Source organism: Nocardioides ferulae (assembly GCF_003660455.1).
In the GTDB taxonomy this organism is placed as follows: domain Bacteria; phylum Actinomycetota; class Actinomycetes; order Propionibacteriales; family Nocardioidaceae; genus Nocardioides; species Nocardioides ferulae.
This window is the reverse complement of the sequence record NZ_QZVR01000019.1, coordinates 49,173-64,791: the sequence shown is the minus strand read 5'-3', so window position 1 is coordinate 64,791 and position 15,619 is coordinate 49,173. Positions and strand designations below refer to the sequence as shown.

Annotated in this window: 14 protein-coding genes; 4 read left to right on the top strand and 10 right to left on the bottom strand. The window is 73.7% G+C overall.

What is annotated here, in order from left to right:
* The first annotated feature begins 93 nt into the window (after positions 1-93).
* Complete coding sequence (locus D6B71_RS17625; protein WP_121257493.1) at positions 94-1,071, top strand: AraC family transcriptional regulator; 978 nt, start codon at positions 94-96, stop codon at positions 1,069-1,071.
* Positions 1,072-1,240: 169 nt separating this feature from the next.
* The gene (locus D6B71_RS17620; protein WP_206051838.1) at positions 1,241-2,839 is read left to right on the top strand and encodes a DHA2 family efflux MFS transporter permease subunit; all 1,599 of its coding nucleotides are present in this window, start codon (positions 1,241-1,243) and stop codon (positions 2,837-2,839) included.
* Between the two features lie 80 nt (positions 2,840-2,919).
* On the opposite strand, the gene D6B71_RS17615 is transcribed toward D6B71_RS17620, so the two are convergent.
* The 10 genes from D6B71_RS17615 to D6B71_RS17570 form a co-directional block, all read right to left on the bottom strand.
* Entirely contained in the window at positions 2,920-3,597 is a 678-nt protein-coding gene (locus D6B71_RS17615) for a hypothetical protein (protein WP_121257491.1), read from the bottom strand.
* Positions 3,598-3,731: 134 nt separating this feature from the next.
* Positions 3,732-5,930, bottom strand: coding sequence for a RecQ family ATP-dependent DNA helicase (locus D6B71_RS17610; protein WP_121257489.1), 2,199 nt, complete (start codon positions 5,928-5,930; stop codon positions 3,732-3,734).
* 181 nt (positions 5,931-6,111) lie between these two features.
* Positions 6,112-6,969, bottom strand: a complete 858-nt coding sequence (locus D6B71_RS17605) for a hypothetical protein (RefSeq protein ID WP_121257487.1) — start codon at positions 6,967-6,969, stop codon at positions 6,112-6,114.
* The gene (locus D6B71_RS17600) at positions 6,966-7,283 is read right to left on the bottom strand and encodes a hypothetical protein (protein ID WP_121257485.1); all 318 of its coding nucleotides are present in this window, start codon (positions 7,281-7,283) and stop codon (positions 6,966-6,968) included. Before D6B71_RS17600 ends, D6B71_RS17605 begins: the two co-directional genes overlap by 4 nt.
* Positions 7,280-7,669, bottom strand: coding sequence for a YbaB/EbfC family nucleoid-associated protein (locus D6B71_RS17595; protein ID WP_121257483.1), 390 nt, complete (start codon positions 7,667-7,669; stop codon positions 7,280-7,282). The genes D6B71_RS17600 and D6B71_RS17595 overlap by 4 nt, the downstream gene beginning before the upstream one ends.
* Before the next feature lie 200 nt (positions 7,670-7,869).
* Entirely contained in the window at positions 7,870-8,625 is a 756-nt protein-coding gene (locus D6B71_RS17590; protein ID WP_121257481.1) for a 2-phosphosulfolactate phosphatase, read from the bottom strand.
* The gene (locus D6B71_RS17585; RefSeq protein ID WP_121257479.1) at positions 8,622-10,565 is read right to left on the bottom strand and encodes a M13 family metallopeptidase; all 1,944 of its coding nucleotides are present in this window, start codon (positions 10,563-10,565) and stop codon (positions 8,622-8,624) included. The genes D6B71_RS17590 and D6B71_RS17585 overlap by 4 nt, the downstream gene beginning before the upstream one ends.
* 80 nt (positions 10,566-10,645) lie before the next feature.
* Positions 10,646-11,608, bottom strand: coding sequence for an NADPH:quinone oxidoreductase family protein (locus D6B71_RS17580; RefSeq protein WP_121257477.1), 963 nt, complete (start codon positions 11,606-11,608; stop codon positions 10,646-10,648).
* Between the two features lie 145 nt (positions 11,609-11,753).
* Positions 11,754-12,995, bottom strand: coding sequence for a M15 family metallopeptidase (locus D6B71_RS17575; protein ID WP_121257475.1), 1,242 nt, complete (start codon positions 12,993-12,995; stop codon positions 11,754-11,756).
* An 88-nt stretch (positions 12,996-13,083) separates the two neighbouring features.
* Positions 13,084-13,695 carry a TetR/AcrR family transcriptional regulator gene (locus tag D6B71_RS17570; RefSeq protein ID WP_240641521.1) on the bottom strand — a complete coding sequence of 204 codons (612 nt, stop codon included), beginning with the start codon at positions 13,693-13,695 and terminating at the stop codon, positions 13,084-13,086.
* 139 nt (positions 13,696-13,834) lie between these two features.
* Between D6B71_RS17570 and D6B71_RS17565 the strand changes: the two genes are divergently transcribed.
* Entirely contained in the window at positions 13,835-14,257 is a 423-nt protein-coding gene (locus tag D6B71_RS17565; protein WP_121257471.1) for a YciI family protein, read from the top strand.
* Positions 14,258-14,283: 26 nt separating this feature from the next.
* On the top strand, positions 14,284-15,549 hold the full coding sequence (locus D6B71_RS17560) for an RNA polymerase sigma factor (RefSeq protein ID WP_121257469.1): 1,266 nt from the start codon (positions 14,284-14,286) through the stop codon (positions 15,547-15,549).
* The last annotated feature ends 70 nt before the right edge of the window (positions 15,550-15,619 follow it).

Below are 15,619 nucleotides of genomic sequence, written 5' to 3'. Positions count from 1 at the left end.
TTTACCTACTGCGACAGTGACCCGGGACACACTAGGCACCGCTGGTCCGCTCGGGATCAGCCGAACGAGACGGGACAGGGGACAATCCGGGCCATGGACGCGCAGCCGGGACCGGGGGTGACCGTGCACTACGCGCTCGCCCTGCTCCAGGCGGCGGAGGCCGGCGGCATCGCCCTGCCCGCCGAGCTGGTCGCGCGCATCCGGGCGGCCGACCGGATCCCGCTGACCCAGCAGGACGAGCTGTGGGAGGCGTTCTGCAGCGCGTCGCCGGACCCGCTCGCCGGGTTGCGGCTCGGTGCCCGGGTGCAGGTGGGCCACCTCGACAGCGTCGGGATGCTGTTGGTGACCTGCGAGACGCTCGGCGAGGCGTTCGACGAGCTCTCCGCCTACGCGCCGGTGATCGGCGAGGGCGGGTCGTTCACCCTGCGCCACGACGGCGCGCTGGCGCACGTGCAGTTCACCCACCGGTTCGTGGTGCGGCCGGTGGAGCGCAGCGAGGCCGCCCTCGCCACGCTGCTGCACCTGGCCCGGTGGGCCACCGGTGAGCGGTTCCGTCCCGCCGGGGTGTGGTTCACCCATCCTCCGCTGGCGCCGGTCGCCGACTACGGCGACGTCCTCGGCTGCGCCACGCACTTCTCCGCCACGCACACCAGCCTCGGCTTCACTCCCGACCAGCTCGAGCTGCCGTTGGCCCAGGCCAACGGAGCGCTCCGCGACCACCTGCGCGAGCTGGCCGACCGCACCCTGGCCGGCCTCGACGACCAGGGCATCGCTGTGCGGGTGCGGCGGCTGATCGGCGAGCATCCCGACTGGGGTCGCGACCGGGTGGCCGAGCACCTGGCGGTGAGCACCCGTCACCTCAACCGGCTGCTCGCCGAGCAGGGACTGACCTTCCGCGCGGTGCGCGAGCGGGCCCTGCAGGAGCTCACCGCCCGCTGGCTGCAGCAGGGGCTCCGGGTCACCGACATCGCCACCCGGCTCGGCTACTCCGACGAGACCGCGTTCACCCGGGCGTTCCGGCGCTGGCACGGCACCACCCCGAGCCGCTTCCGCGAGCCGCCGGCCGGCTGAGCCGCTCGTGTCCGCCGCGGCCGCCGCGGCCGCCTCGGGACGTCATACGTCGCCGCGACCACCGAGCCGCAGCCGACTTGCGCTCCCGGTGGTGACGAACGCCACCCTCGCCGGCGACCAAAGTCGGTTGGTGCCGAAGGTGAGGCTTCCCTAGCCTCGTCCGGTGACCATGGATCCCCCTGCCGGCCCGACCTCGCCGGACACCGACTCCCACCATCCACACCACCTGCCCGACCCGGGCATGGGCCTGGACCGCCGCACGCTCGTCATCGCCGGAGTCGTCGTGCTGGGCGCGATCATGTCGATCCTCGACATCACGGTGGTCTCGGTGGCGCTGCAGACCTTCCAGCGGGAGTTCGACGCCACCTCCGCACAGGTGGCCTGGACGATGACCGGCTACACGCTGGCACTGGCCACGGTCATCCCGCTCACCGGCTGGGCGGCCGACCGGTTCGGCACCAAGCGCCTCTACCTGCTGGCCGTGCTGCTGTTCACGCTCGGGTCGGTGCTGTGCGCCGTGGCCACGAGCCTGCCGATGCTGGTCGCCTTCCGGGTGGTCCAGGGCCTGGGCGGCGGCATGCTGATGCCGCTCGGCATGACGATCCTGACCCGCGCCGCGGGCCCCGAGCGGGTCGGCCGGGTGATGGCCGTGCTCGGCATCCCGATGCTGCTGGGGCCGATCTTCGGCCCGATCGTCGGCGGCGCGCTCATCGACTACGCCAGCTGGCACTGGATCTTCCTGATCAACCTGCCGATCGGCGCGGGCGCGCTGGTCTATGCCGCGAAGGTGCTGCCCCCCGACCACGTCGAGCCGTCGGAGACCTTCGACTGGCTGGGCATGCTGCTGCTCTCGCCGGGCCTCGCGGCGTTCCTCTACGGCGTCTCGATGGTCCCCGAGACCGGCACCATCGCCGACACCGAGGTGCTGGCTCCGGCCATCGCCGGCCTGGTGCTGGTGGCCGCGTTCGTGCCGTGGGCGCTGAACCGCAAGAACCTGCACCCGCTGGTCGACGTCCGGCTGTTCGAGAACCGCAACCTCACCGCGGCGGTGCTCGCGATGTCGTTCTTCGCGATCGCCTTCTTCGGCGCCAGCGTGCTGTTCCCGCTCTACTTCCAGCAGGTCCGTGGCGAGGACGCCCTCGGCGCCGGGCTCGTGCTCGCCCCCCAGGGCCTGGGCGCGATGATGACGATGCCCGTGGCCGGTGTGCTCGCCGACCGGATCGGTCCCGGCAAGGTGGTGCTCACCGGCGTCTCGGTGGTGGCGATCGGCATGGGCCTGTTCTCGCAGCTCGACGCCACCACGTCGTACTGGTACCTGCTCGGCGCGCTGTTCGTGATGGGGCTGGGCATGGGCGGCACGATGATGCCGATCATGTCGGCCGCGCTGGCCACGCTGCGCGAGCACACGATCGCCCGCGGCTCGACGCTGATGAACATCGTGCAGCAGGTCGCCGCGTCGATCGGCACGGCGGTGTTCACCGTGCTGCTCACCAACGGGCTCAAGGACGACGTCGACCCCACCGGGCTGGCGCTGGCCTCGGTCGCCGAGGACGAGGAGGAGCTGGCCGGGTTCCTCCAGCAGTCCGGGATCCCGCCGGAGGCCGTGCCGGGCCTGGTCCAGCAGACCCTCGACGACCTGGCCGGCGTCTTCAGCGGCACGTTCACGCTGGCGACGGTGCTCGTGGCCCTGGTGCTGGTGCCGGCGTTCTTCCTGCCCCGCCGCAAGAGCGAGAAGAGCGTGGACCCGACCGTGCTGGTGGGTCACTGACGCAGGCCGGCAGGCATGACGACGGCCCGGCACCACGATGGTGGTGCCGGGCCGTCGGCGCTTGGAGCTCTCCTCGGAGACTAGTCGAGGGTGACCTCGACCGGGTCGGCCTCGTCGACGACCTCACCATCGGCGTCGACGGTGGTGACCACGACGCTCATCGTGCCGGCGAGCCCGCCGAGGCAGACCTGAGGCACCCGCAGCTGCGACTGGCCGTTGCGGCCCTTCGCCAGCGTGGCCTTGACGTTCTTGCAGACGACCGCGGTGACCTCGCCGGCCGCGTCGACCGACTCGAGCACGGCGCCGATCTTCCCCGGCTTGGCCGGCTTGCCCTTCCCCTTGCTCGTGGCGGGGAGGACGACCGAGCGGACGACGTACGCCGCCGGGGCGTCGACCTCCGGCGCGTCAATGGGGTCGGTCTCCGGCGCGTCGACCGGCTCCGCGGCCGGGTCCGTCGGGTCCTCGACGGGGTCGGTCTCCGGCTCGTCGACCGGGTCCGTGGCCGGGTCGGTGGCGGTGACCGGGGTCAGCGTGGCGACCAGGTGGGTGCGCCCGACGGTGAGCCGGGCCACCTTGGCCTTGACCTGCAGCAGGTCGACGCCGTTGTCGACGGTGACCAGGGTCAGGTCGCCCTCGGCCGGGGCGTCAGCGACCGGGTCGACGACCTGGCCGACGCCCGCGAAGGCGGCGGAGCCGGAGAGCAGCAGGGCCGCGGCAGTGGTGGTGATGAGGATGGAGCGGGTCGGAGACCGGCGCATGGTGGTTCCTCTCGGAGTGAAGACGGATGTCACACCCCCCCGGTGCCGCTCATCGGCGCCGACGCCCGAGTGCTGAGCCTTCCCCCGCGTGGGCCGGCACTTCCACCCCTGGGGGTGGGCTGCCGCCGGCGGCGTCAGGACTGGACGGCCAGCGTGAGCGGCAGCACCGCCCCGGCACCGGCCTGGCGCAGCGCCCGGGCGGCGACGGTGAGGGTCCAGCCGGTGACCACGAGGTCGTCGACCAACAGCAGCGAGCCGCCGGCGGGAACCTTGCCGGCGAGGCGGTAGCGCCGGGTCACCGCGGCGACCCGCTGGGCGGAGTTCACCGCCCCCTGGCCCGGGACGACGCCGGGGTCGGCGATCGCCCAGCGGCCCACGACCGGGACCCGCAGGTAGCGCGAGAGCCCGTCGGCGAGGTCGGCCACCAGCGCGGGCCGCGACGCGGACTCGACCACGACGATGCCGTCGACCCGCGGCCGCCAGTCGTCGAGCACGCCGATCACCGCCTTGACCAGCGGCACCGGCACCTGGCCGTCGGGGGTGCCGGGCCGGAACAGCTCGCGCAGCGCCTGCCCGTGGCCCAGGTCGGTCAGCCGGGCCACGGCCCGCCCCTCCTCGGCGACGTCGCCGACCTTGCCCTTGAGGTCGAGCCCGAGGTTGGTCAGCGCCGTGGGCCACATCTTGCGCGGCTCGACCGGCACCCCCGGGCGGGCCAGCCGCGCTCCGGCCTCCTCGACCGAACCCGCCGACACCTCCGCCGACAGGGCCAGGCCGCCGCAGTTGTCACACCGCCCGCAGTCGACCGCCTCGGGATCGTCGAGCTGCTCGCGCAGGAACCGCATGCGGCACTGGTCGGTGGCCAGGTAGTCGAGCATCGCCTGCTGCTCGCGCGCCCGCGCCTCGGCGACCCGGCGGTAGCGCTCCTCGTCGTAGGCCCATTCGCGGCCGGTCGCCTGCCAGCCACCGCGGACCCGTTGCACCGCGCCGTCCACGTCGAGCACCTTGAGCATGGTCTCGAGCCGGTTGCGGTTGAGCTCGACGTAGGTCTCCAACGCCGCGGTGCTCAACGGGCGCCCCTCGTCGGTGAGCACCTGCAGCACCCGGCGCACGACGTCCTCGCGGGGGAAGGCGAGCGAGCCGAAGTAGGCCCAGATGTCGCGGTCCTCGGGCGCGGGCAGCAGCACCACGCTCGCGCCCTCGGGCGGAAGGTCGCTGCCACGTCCGGCGCGGCCGACCTGCTGGTAGTAGGCCACCGGCGAGGAGGGGGCGCCCATGTTGACCACGAAGCCGAGGCTGGCGTCGAAGCCCATGCCCAGCGCGCTGGTGGCGATCAGCGCCTTCGCGCGGCCGGCGATGAGGTCCTGCTCCAGCGCGTGCCGCTCGGTGGTCTCGGTCTGGCCGGAGTAGGCGGCGACGGCGTGGCCGCGCGAGCGCAGGTAGTCGGCGATCTCCTGGGTGGCGGCCACGGTGAGGCAGTAGACGATGCCGGAGCCGGGCTGCTCGGCCAGGTGGTCGGCGAGCCAGGCCAGGCGTTGCTCGGGGGTGCGCAGCCGGACCACGCCCAGCCGCAGCGACTCGCGGTCGAGGGAGCCGCGCAGCACCAGCACGCCCTCGCCGGCGGCGGGAGCGTGCTCGGCGCTGGTCGAACCGGTTGCGGTGGTCGAGCCGGCCGAGACCCCCAGCTGCTCGGCGACGTCGGCGGTGACCCGCGCGTTGGCGGTGGCGGTGGTGGCCAGCACCGGGATGCCGTCGGGGAGGTCGCCCAGCAGCGTGCGGATGCGGCGGTAGTCGGGCCGGAAGTCGTGGCCCCAGTCGGAGATGCAGTGCGCCTCATCGACCACCAGCAGCCCGCAGGTGGCCGCGAGCCGGGGCAGCACGGCGTCGCGGAAGCCGGGGTTGTTCAGCCTCTCGGGGCTGACCAGCAGCACGTCGACCTCGCCGGCCTGGATCGACTCGTGGATCGGCTCCCAGTCGTCGACGTTGGTGGAGTTGATCGTCACCGCGCGGATGCCGGCCCGCTCGGCCGCGGCGATCTGGTTGCGCATCAGCGCCAGCAGCGGCGACACGATGACGGTGGGCCCGGCACCCTCCTCGCGCAGCAGCAGCGTCGCCACGAAGTAGACCGCCGACTTGCCCCAGCCGGTTCGCTGCACCACGAGCGCCCGGCGCCGGTGCACCGCCAGCGCCTCGATCGCGGTCCACTGGTCCTCGCGCAGCCGGGCCTCGGGCACCCCCTCCCGCGGACCGACCAGGGCTCGCAGGTGGGCCTCGGCGCGCTCGCGCACGTCGGGAGCATCGCCGGTGGCCGGGGTCGTGGCTGGGGTGGCTGTCACGCCGCCTGTCTACCAGCCGGCGGCGACCATCCGCGGTGGCCATCCACAGCCCTGCACCGTCCCGGCGGCGGGGGAGTCGGGTCTGTCCCGCGCGTCGCCGGCTGGCCCGCGTTGCCAGGGCCTCCCGCTCTGGAGGCTGGCCGGACACATGTCACCCCAACCCGTCTTCCCTCAGCCCCGATCAGACGACGGCGTACGGCGTCGTGTCGTCGATCTGACCGGCCCGGTCGGCGATCGCGACGACCAGGTCGAGCGCCTGGCTGCGGGCGTGGCCGCCGAGCAGCTCCGAGCGGGACGAGACCCGGGTGAGCAGGGTGGCCCCGGCTTCGAGCGCCTCGTCGACCCGGCGCAACAGCTCGGCCATCCGGTCCAGCGACCGGGCCAGGCTCTCGACCAGGCGGCGCGCCTCGGCGACCACCTCACGGCACTTCGCCGCGGCCGTGGCGAAGGCGTGGGGCGCCGCCACCCCCAGGGTCGCCGCCGACTCGGCCACCAGCTTCACCACCTGGCCGACCGCGTCGGCGAGCAGCCCGGAGATGAAGTCGCGCACCCCGGCCAGCAGGGCACCCGCGGCGGCCACCCCGGCCCCGGTCCCGGCTGTGATCGCGGCCAGTCGGGCGGTGGCGTGCGCGTGCAGGGCGGAGTACTGCTGGTAGTTGACCGCGGTCAGCCCCAGCTGCCCGGCGAAGTCGCGGCGCACCGAGGCCTGGTAGTCGGCGCCGACGTCGGTGAGCTGCTCGGCGACGGCGTGCCAGGTGGCACTGGCTGCGGCGATCGTCGCGGGGTTGCCGCACAGATCGTCGAGCCAGCCCTGGACCGGACCGAGGTGCTCGATCAGCCACCCGGCGACGCTGGACCCGATCGTGCCGATCGGGTCGAGCACGGCGCCGGCCAGGTCGAGCCCGGCTCGCAGGCCGTCGACCCCGGCCTCGACCCAGTCGCCGCGGGCCAGGGCGTCGGCGGCGTCGACCCCGCCGTCGACGACCGCGAGGCCGTTGCCGGCCTCCGGCGCCGAGCCGAGCGCCACCACGCCGCTCACAGCAGGCTCCCGAGCAACTGACCGAACCGGGCGGAGGTGCCCTGGTCGACCAGCTCGAACCCGTCCGCGACCGCGTCGAGCGCGGCCGCGGTCGCGTCGTACGACGCGGACGAGGCGCGGGCGGCCAGCACGCCGGCCAGCTCGAGCGGCACCAGGAACGGGTGCACCAGGCGTGCCCCGATCGCGCCGAACGTGTCGGGCTCGAAGGCGACCTGTCGCGCCGTGTCGGCGGCCGCGTCGGCGCGCCCGCCCAGCCCCCGGACCTCCGTCGCGTGAGTGTGCATCCGCTCGGCGTCGACGACCAGCTCGCTCACGACTCCTCCCCCCACGAGCCACCGGCGCCGCCGTGGGCCCGGGCGTAGGCGGCGGTGATCGTCTCGGCGCTCGGGGAGTCGGAGCCGTAGGCGTCCCGGGCGAGCCGGCTCACCTCGGCCGTCAGGGCCTGCCTGGCCCGCCTGTGCGCCTGGAGCACCGACCGGCGCAGCGACCCCGGCGTGCTGGCCTCCAGTCGGCCGCGGAAGTCGACGTCGACCAGCTGGCCGACCCCGTCGACGGTGACCTGCACCGCGTCGTCCGCCGACCGCCCCGGAACCCGCAGCCGCTCGGTCGCACCGGCGAACCGCTCGGCCGCGGCCAGTCGCTCCTCGGCCCGGGCCGCCTGCTCGCCGATCGTGGCGAGCACGGCCTCGATCCTGCTCATGCTCATGCTGCCCCCTGGTTGCTCGGCCCGAGGACGGGCCCGGTCGCGTGTTGCGACTCTGCCCGAGCCGGGCGGGCGGCGAAACCGGCCGGCCCCAGCCTGTGGAGAACCCCCTCCCCGTCGCCGGCCCGTCACCGATTCCCGCGATTGCGCGGCGTGTCGGGGACGATCGACGGGTCGGCCACCCGGCCAGGGACGGCTCAGGCCGGCAGGAAGGCCTCGCCGCACAGCAGCGGGACGACGCTCGAGGAGTCCACCTCGGCGGCCACGTCGACGTCGGCCGCGAAGCCGCCCGCGACCAGCTCGCGACCGCTCGCGCAGCCGTGCAGTGCCGCCGGGAGGTCCGCCGCCACCGCGCGGTACGCCGCCTCGGCGACGCGCGCCTCCGGGCTCGGCCGGCCCACCCCGAGGTCCGCCAACCCGGCGAGCACCGCACCGGCGCCCCACAGGTCCTCCACGGCGGGGCGCAGCGAGCCGTCCGGCCAACGCTCGCCCGCCGCCACCACCGTCACGTCGTCACCGGCCCCCAACCGCGGCGCCAGCGCCGCCGCCACGGCGCGCGCGTTGCGCAGGGAGGCGGCGTACACCTCGGTGCCGGTCTCGGCGAGCCCGAAGCAGATCGCCGAGCCGTTCGGGCTCGGCAGCACCAGGCGGCGTACCCCCTCGGCGGCGCGCACGGTCACCGGCGACAGGCTGACCTGGCCCGGCGCGGCCTGCCGTCGGCCGACCGCCAGCGTCGCGTCGCGGGTCTCGGCATAGGTGGTGGCGCGCACGTCGCCCCAGCGGAACGGGAACACCTCGATGCCCCGGTCGAGCGCCACCGACAGCGTGGTGGTGAACGAGAGCACGTCGACCACGACGGTGACCGGCGCGGCGCAGGCGAGGGCGCCGGTCAGCCCCCACTCGAAGCGGACGTCGAAGTCGGGCTGGCCGTGCTCGGGGTGGCCCCCGCTCACCAGATGCGCACCCGCTGCTCGGGGTCGAGCCAGAGGCCGTCGCCCGGGGCGGTGCCGAACACCTCGTGGAACTCGTCGAGGTTGCGCACGATGTTGGCGCGGAACTCCGGCGGGCTGTGCGGGTCGATGGTGAGGTACTGCTGCTCCTGCTCGCGGCGGCGCTTGGTGCGCCACACGAACGCCCAGTTGAGGAAGAGCTTGCGCCGCGACTCCTCGTCGGCCGAGCCGCCCTCGCTGATCAGGTAGGCCTTGTGGGCGATGGTGAGACCACCGAGGTCGCCGATGTTCTCGCCGACGGTCAGCGCGCCGTTGACCCGCTCGCCGGGCAGCGCCCGCGGCTCGAAGCCGTCGTACTGCTCGATCAGGGTCTTGCTCTTCACCTCGAAGGCGGCCTTGTCGTCGGCGGTCCACCAGTCGTTGAGGTTGCCGAGGCCGTCGTACTGCGCGCCCTGGTCGTCGAAGCCGTGCCCGATCTCGTGGCCGATCACCGCGCCGATGCCGCCGTAGTTCTCGGCCGGGTGCGCGTCGGGGCTGAAGAACGGCTTCTGCAGGATGCCGGCGGGGAAGCAGATCTCGTTGGTGCCGGGGTTGTAGTAGGCGTTCACGGTCTGCGGCAGCATGAACCACTCGTCGCGGTCGACGGGCCCGCCGAGCTTGCCCAGCTCGCGGTCGGTCTCGAACGCGGCCGCCGCCGCGACGTTGCCGAGCAGGTCGTCGGGCCGCACCTGCAACGCGGAGTAGTCGCGGAACTTCTCGGGGTAGCCGATCTTCGGACGGAACGTGTCGAGCTTCTCGTAGGCCCGCTGCTTGGTCGCCTCGGTCATCCAGTCCAGCTGCGAGATCGACTGGCGGTAGGCGGCGAGCAGGTTGGCGACCAGGTCGTCCATCAGCGCCTTGGACGTCGGCGGGAAGTGGCGCGCGACGTACTCCTTGCCGAGCGCCTCGCCGATCGCGCCCTCGACGAACGCCACCCCGCGCTTCCAGCGGGCGCGCAGCTCGGGGGTGCCGTTGAGGGTGCGGCCGTAGAAGTCGAAGTTGGTCTCGACGAACTCGTCGGGCAGGTACGCCGCGACCGCGCGCAGCACGTGGGTGAGCAGCCAGGCCTGCCAGTGCTCGAGCGGCACCTCGTCGAGCACCGTGGAGAGGTGGGCCAGGTAGGACGGCTGCCGCACGCAGCTCTCGGCCAGCGTCTCGTCGCTGCCGCCGAGGTTGGTCACGTAGGCGTCCCAGTCGAAGGCCGGGCAGAGCGCCTTCAGCTCGGCCAGCGTGGTGAGGTTGTAGGTCTTCTGCACGTCGCGGGTCTCGGCGCGCTCCCAGTGGCCCTGGGCCAGCCGGGTGTCGACGTCGAGCACGGTGCGCGCCTGGTCGGCCGCGTCGGGCACGTCGGCCAGCGACAGCAGGCGCTCCAGGTAGGCGACGTACTTCTCCCGCACCTCGGCGAACTTGTCGTCGCGGTAGTAGGACTCGTCGGGCAGGCCCAGACCACCCTGGACGAGGTGGAACAGGTAGCGGTCGGAGTTGCGGTCGTCGGTGTCGACGTAGGAGCCGAAGAGACCGTGCCCGCCGATCCGCTCGAACTCGCCGAGGAACGCGGCCAGGTCGCGGACGTCGCGCAGGCCGGCGACCGCGTCGATCAGCGGCCGGGCAGGGGCGAGACCGCGGGCGGCGATCGCCTCGGTGTCCATGAACGAGGCGTAGAGGTCGGCGATCTTGCGCGAGTCGTCGTCGAGGGTGTCGCGCTCGGCCGCGGCCAGCTCCTCGACGATCGCGTGCACCTGCTGCTCGGCGACGTCGGCCAGCTGCACGAACGGCCCCCAGCTGGAGCGGTCCGAGGGGATCTCGGTCTCGTCGAGCCAGCGGCCGTTGACGTGGCCGAACAGGTCGTCCTGCGGGCGGATGTCGGGGTTCATGCCCGGTCGGGCGTCCTCGAGGATCGTCACGGGGACGACGATAACCGGCGGGGTGACGACGCGGTGGTGTCGGTGGCGCCGTCCTCCCGACCGATCGGGTCAGCGCACCGTCAGCGGACCCGGACCACCGACTTGCCGAGCGTGCGCCGGGCGTCCATGTCGGTCAGGGCGGTGCCGAACTCCTCGAGGTCGTACGTCGACCCGATCGGTGGCTTGACCACGCCCGAGGCCATCATCGGCACCAGCTCGGCCCACTGCTGCTGCATCACGTCGGGGCGGAGCATGGTGAAGGCGCCCCAGCCGACGCCGCGGACGTCGACGTTGTTGAGCAGCAGCCGGTTGACCTTGACCTGGGGGATGCCCTGGCCGGCGGCGAAGCCGACCACGAGCAGCCGCCCCAGCGGAGCGAGCAGCCGCAGCGAGTCGGTGAAGGCATCGCCGCCGACCACGTCGACGACGACGTCGACCCCGGCGCCGCCGGTGAGCTGCTGCACGGCGTCGCGGAAGCCGTCGAGCAGCACCGCCTCGTCGGCGCCGGCGGCCTTGGCGACCGCGGCCTTCTCCTCGGTCGAGACCACCGCGATGGTGCGAGCGCCGTAGCCCTTGGCGACCTGGATGGAGGCGGTGCCGACACCTCCGGCGGCCCCGTGCACGAGCACGGTCTCGCCCTCGCGCAGGTCGCCGCGCTGGCGCAGCGCGAACTGGGCGGTGAGGTAGTTCATCGGCAGCGCGGCGCCCTCATCGAAGGAGACGCCGTCGGGCAGCGCGAACGTGAACGGCGCCGGGTTGGCGACCAGCTCGGCGGCGCCGCCGTAGGCGTTGACGCCGGCCACCCGCTGGCCGGGCTCGAAGCCGGGGCCGCTGACCACGACGCCGGCGAAGTCGACGCCGAGGGTGAACGGTGGCTCGGGCTTGAGCTGGTACTCGCCGCGGCTGAGCAGCAGGTCGGGGAAGGAGACACCGACCCGGTGCACCTCGACGAGCACGTCGTCCGGGCCGGGGGTGGGGTCGGGGACCTCGCGGACGGCGACGTCGGCGGGGCCGGTGGGCGTGAGGACCTGGACTGCGCGCATGGGTCGGGAGGCTACCGACTGGGGCCGTGGTTGCGGCGCCCAGTGCCGTTGGTGCGCGGCGCCCCACCACCGAGCCGTCGATCGTTCCTCGACACGCCGCCGAAAGGCGGGAATCTGTGACGGGTCGGCGAGAACCCCGTCGGTCTCACGGCCCGGAGGGCTCGACGATCCGGTCCATCTCGAAGTGCATCGGGTCGGTCCAGCGCCAGTCGCCGCCCCACGCGAAGCCCCACGACTTGAAGATCGCCACCACGTCGCGGTCGATCTCGCCGACGGTGCCGCGACCGTTGCCGGGCACGTTGAGGTCGAGCGCCAACCCGAACGAGTGGTTCGACAGCGTGGTGCTGCCGGCGATGAACCGCGGGTAGTAGCACCCGGCGTACTCGTCGGGGTGGATCTCGTCGGCGAGCCCGCGACTGACCACCTCGGTGAGCGCCGCGCGCAGTTGCGGGAAGAGCGCCTTGTTGCAGGTGACCGTGCCGAGGATCGGCACCTCCTCAGTGGCGATGTGGGCCCGCACCCAGGCGGGGTCGGGGGCGATCCGGCCGCCGCCGATCACCGTGTAGCGGAAGACCCCGACCGCCTCGGCGACCGAGCCGACGGTGACCGCGATCTGCCGGGCGTCGGGGTCGAGGCCCTCACGCGCCATCACATCGACCATCTGCACCGACGCCTCCCCGGCGACGAGCCGCTGGATCGGCTTGCGCAGCGGCTGCGGCGCGACGGTGGCGCCGGTGCGCACGAGCAGCGCGTTGCCGGGCGTCATGCCGAGGGTGTCTCCCCAGCGGCGGTTGACCACCGCGTCGACGTCGACCGCCTGCTGGGCCCAGGCACCGACGTGGATCTCGCTGGCGTCCTCGGCCACACCGAGCCGCAGGAAGTCGGCATCGTCCAGCGGCAGCTTCTTCTCGAGCGCCGGGCGCAGCGCCAGCTCACCTCCCGCGACCCGATCCCAGACGTCCTGCGCGTCGGGTGTGGGGTACGGCGTGAAGTTGCGGTAGGTGGCCGGGTCGACGGCGGCCACCTGGATGGCCTCGTTCTCGATGGTCACCTGCGCGATCGAGAGCACCTCGACGTCGAGGACCCCCTCGAGCCCACGGATCGCCTCGACCGTGCCGTCGCTGATCGTCTCGCCGGCGGTGACCAGGATGTCGGCCGGCGCGATCGACCCCTCGCGGGGGCCGGGCGGCTCCACCGCGTGGGCGGGGTCGGCGGCGGGGCGCGCGGTGGCGCCCTCACCCGCCCCGTTGCCGCCGCCGGGCGACCCGGACGCGGGAGTGGAGGCGGGCGGGTCGGCCTCGGCCTCCCCGTCGGAGGTCGCACAGGCCGAGGGCAGCATCAGGGCGGCGGCCAGTGCCGCCGCGCCCCACCGACGTGAGCTCCCCATGTGCCCTCCTCACCGCCAGGGTACGGAGACCTGCGACCCGGCGGGGCGTCGTCACCGGATCGTGGTCGCGGCATCGACGCCGCGGGCCTCACCGCGGCGAGCGCAGCACCCGTTCGGCCACCCAAGCCACGTCGGCGGCGGTGTCGGCCGGCGCACCGGAGGGCTGCATGACGTGGCTGAGCACCACCCGCACGACCATGTCGATCGCGGCGTCCAGCTCCGCCCCGCCCAGCCCCACGTCGTACCCGTCGAGCCGCTCGCGGACCACGGCCTTCGCGGTCTCGAGCAGCGACCCGGCGTTGGTGGTCAGCAGCGGCAGCAGCTCGGTGTCGGCGCCGTGAGTGGCCGAGACGACCGCGTGCAGCAGCGAGTTGCCCTGGGCGTGCTCGAGCACCGCCCGGGTAGCGTCGCGGATCGCCGCGACCAGGTCGGCCGGGTGCCGGTCGAAGGCGTCGGAGACGACGGCGAGGAACTGCTGCAGCTCGGCGCCGACCATGGCGGCGGCCAGGCCGGGCTTGGTGCCCATCTCGTTGTAGACGGTCTGCCGGCTCACCCGGGCCTCGTCGGCGACCCGGGCCATGGTGACCTGGGCCCACCCCTGCTCGGTGGTCATCCGGACCGCCGCGTCGACGATGCGCTCCCGCGTGGATCGCGCGGAGGGCACGGCCGGCGACGGGGCAGCGGAGCGGGCGGCAGGCACGGGCCAGAGTCTAGTGTCGCGAGAATTCTCCGATCCGGTTGTCGATGTCGCCGCCGCCCGTTCGACGCCATAGTTGGAAGGCCGATCCGGCCCTCCCGACCAGCGAGCCGACCGGCTCACCGACCAGAGGAGACAGGCGATGAAGTACATGCTGATCATGCGTGCCACCGCGGCGGCCCTCGAGGCCTCGGCCGAGATGGACTTCGAGGAGATCATCAACCAGATGGGCGCCTACAACGAGTCGATGATGAAGGCGGGTGTGCTCCTCGGCGGCGAGGGCCTGACCGACCCCGCGGAGGGCTTCGTCGTCGACTTCGACGCGGAGACGCCGGTCGTCACCGACGGTCCCTACGGGGAGGTGCACGAGCTGTTCAACGGCTTCTGGTTGATCCAGGTCTCCTCCCGCGAGGAGGCTGCCGAGTGGGCGTCGCGCGCGCCGCTCGGTCCCGGCTCGAAGCTCGAGGTGCGCCGGGTCGCCGGCGACGAGGACTTCGCCGACTACGCCGACAACGAGTACGTCGTGAAGGAGAAGAGCTGGCGCGAGGAGCTGGGCACCGTCTGAGCCGCGCGCACGAGGACGAGCAGGTCATGAGTGCCCGGCAGGCACCTGACGATGCGGCGCCCGCCCTGCGGGCCCGGGTCGACGCCCTGTGGCGCATCGAGGGCGCCCGGATCGTCGCCACGCTCACCCGCTACGTCGGCGACCTGGACCTGGCCGAGGAGCTCGCCCAGGAGGCGGTGGTCGAGGCGCTCGCCCGATGGCCTCAGAAGGGGGTGCCCGGCAACCCGGGCGCGTGGTTGACGGCGGTGGCCAAGCGCCGGGCGATCGACCGGTGGCGACGCCGGGAGCGACTCGACGCCCGCCACCGGCTGCTCGCCCTGGACCTCGACCGCGAGGCCGCCGAGGGACGGATCGAGGAGTGGGAGCCGATCGACGACGACGTCCTGCGGCTCGTGTTCACCGCCTGCCGCCCGGTGCTCTCCAGGGAGGCCCGGGTGGCGCTCACCCTCCGAGTCGTGGGCGGGCTCGGCTCGGAGGAGATCGCCCGGCTGTTCCTGCTCCCGGTCGGCACCGTGCAGCAGCGCATCGTGCGGGCCAAGCGCACCCTGTCCGCGGCGCGGGTGCCGTTCGAGACCCCGGAGCCGCACGAGTGGGCGCCGCGTCTCGGCTCGGTCCTGGGCGTGGTCTACCTGGTCTTCACCGAGGGGTACGCCGCGACGTCCGGCGACCGCTGGATCCGCACCGAGCTCGCCGACGAGGCGCTCCGGCTGGGGCGGGTGCTGGCCGGGCTGCTGCCGCGCGAGCCGGAGGTGCACGCCCTGCTGGCGCTGATGGAGCTGCAGGCCAGCCGGTTCCGGGCGCGGGTCGGCCCCGACGGCACGCCGGTGCTCCTGGCCGACCAGGACCGCAGCAGGTGGGACCGCGCCCAGATCGAGCGCGGCCGCGCCGCGCTCGATCGCGCCGACGGGGTGGGTCGGGGCCGCGGGCCCTACGCCCTGCAGGCGGCGATCGCCCGGTGCCACGCGGTCGCCCCGAGCGTGGCGGAGACCGACTGGGCCCAGATCGTCACTCTCTACGACGCGCTGGGACGGGTGGCGCCGAACCCCGTGGTCGAGCTGAACCGTGCCGTGGCGGTGTCCATGCTGGACGGCCCGGCCGCCGGGCTGGAGCTGGTCGAGGAGCTCGCCGCGTCCGGCGCGCTGCCGGAGTCGCACCTGTTGCCGAGCGTGCGCGCCGAGCTGTTGGGCCGGCTCGGTCGGCGCGAGGAGGCCCGCACGGCGTACCTCCTCGCGGCGAGCCTGGCCCGCAACGAGCCGCAGCGTCGGGTGCTGCTGGCCAAGGCCGACGGCTGAGCCGACCCGTCACTTCTTCACGCTGACACGGCGTGTCCGCGGGAATCGGTGACGGGTCGGCGACAACACC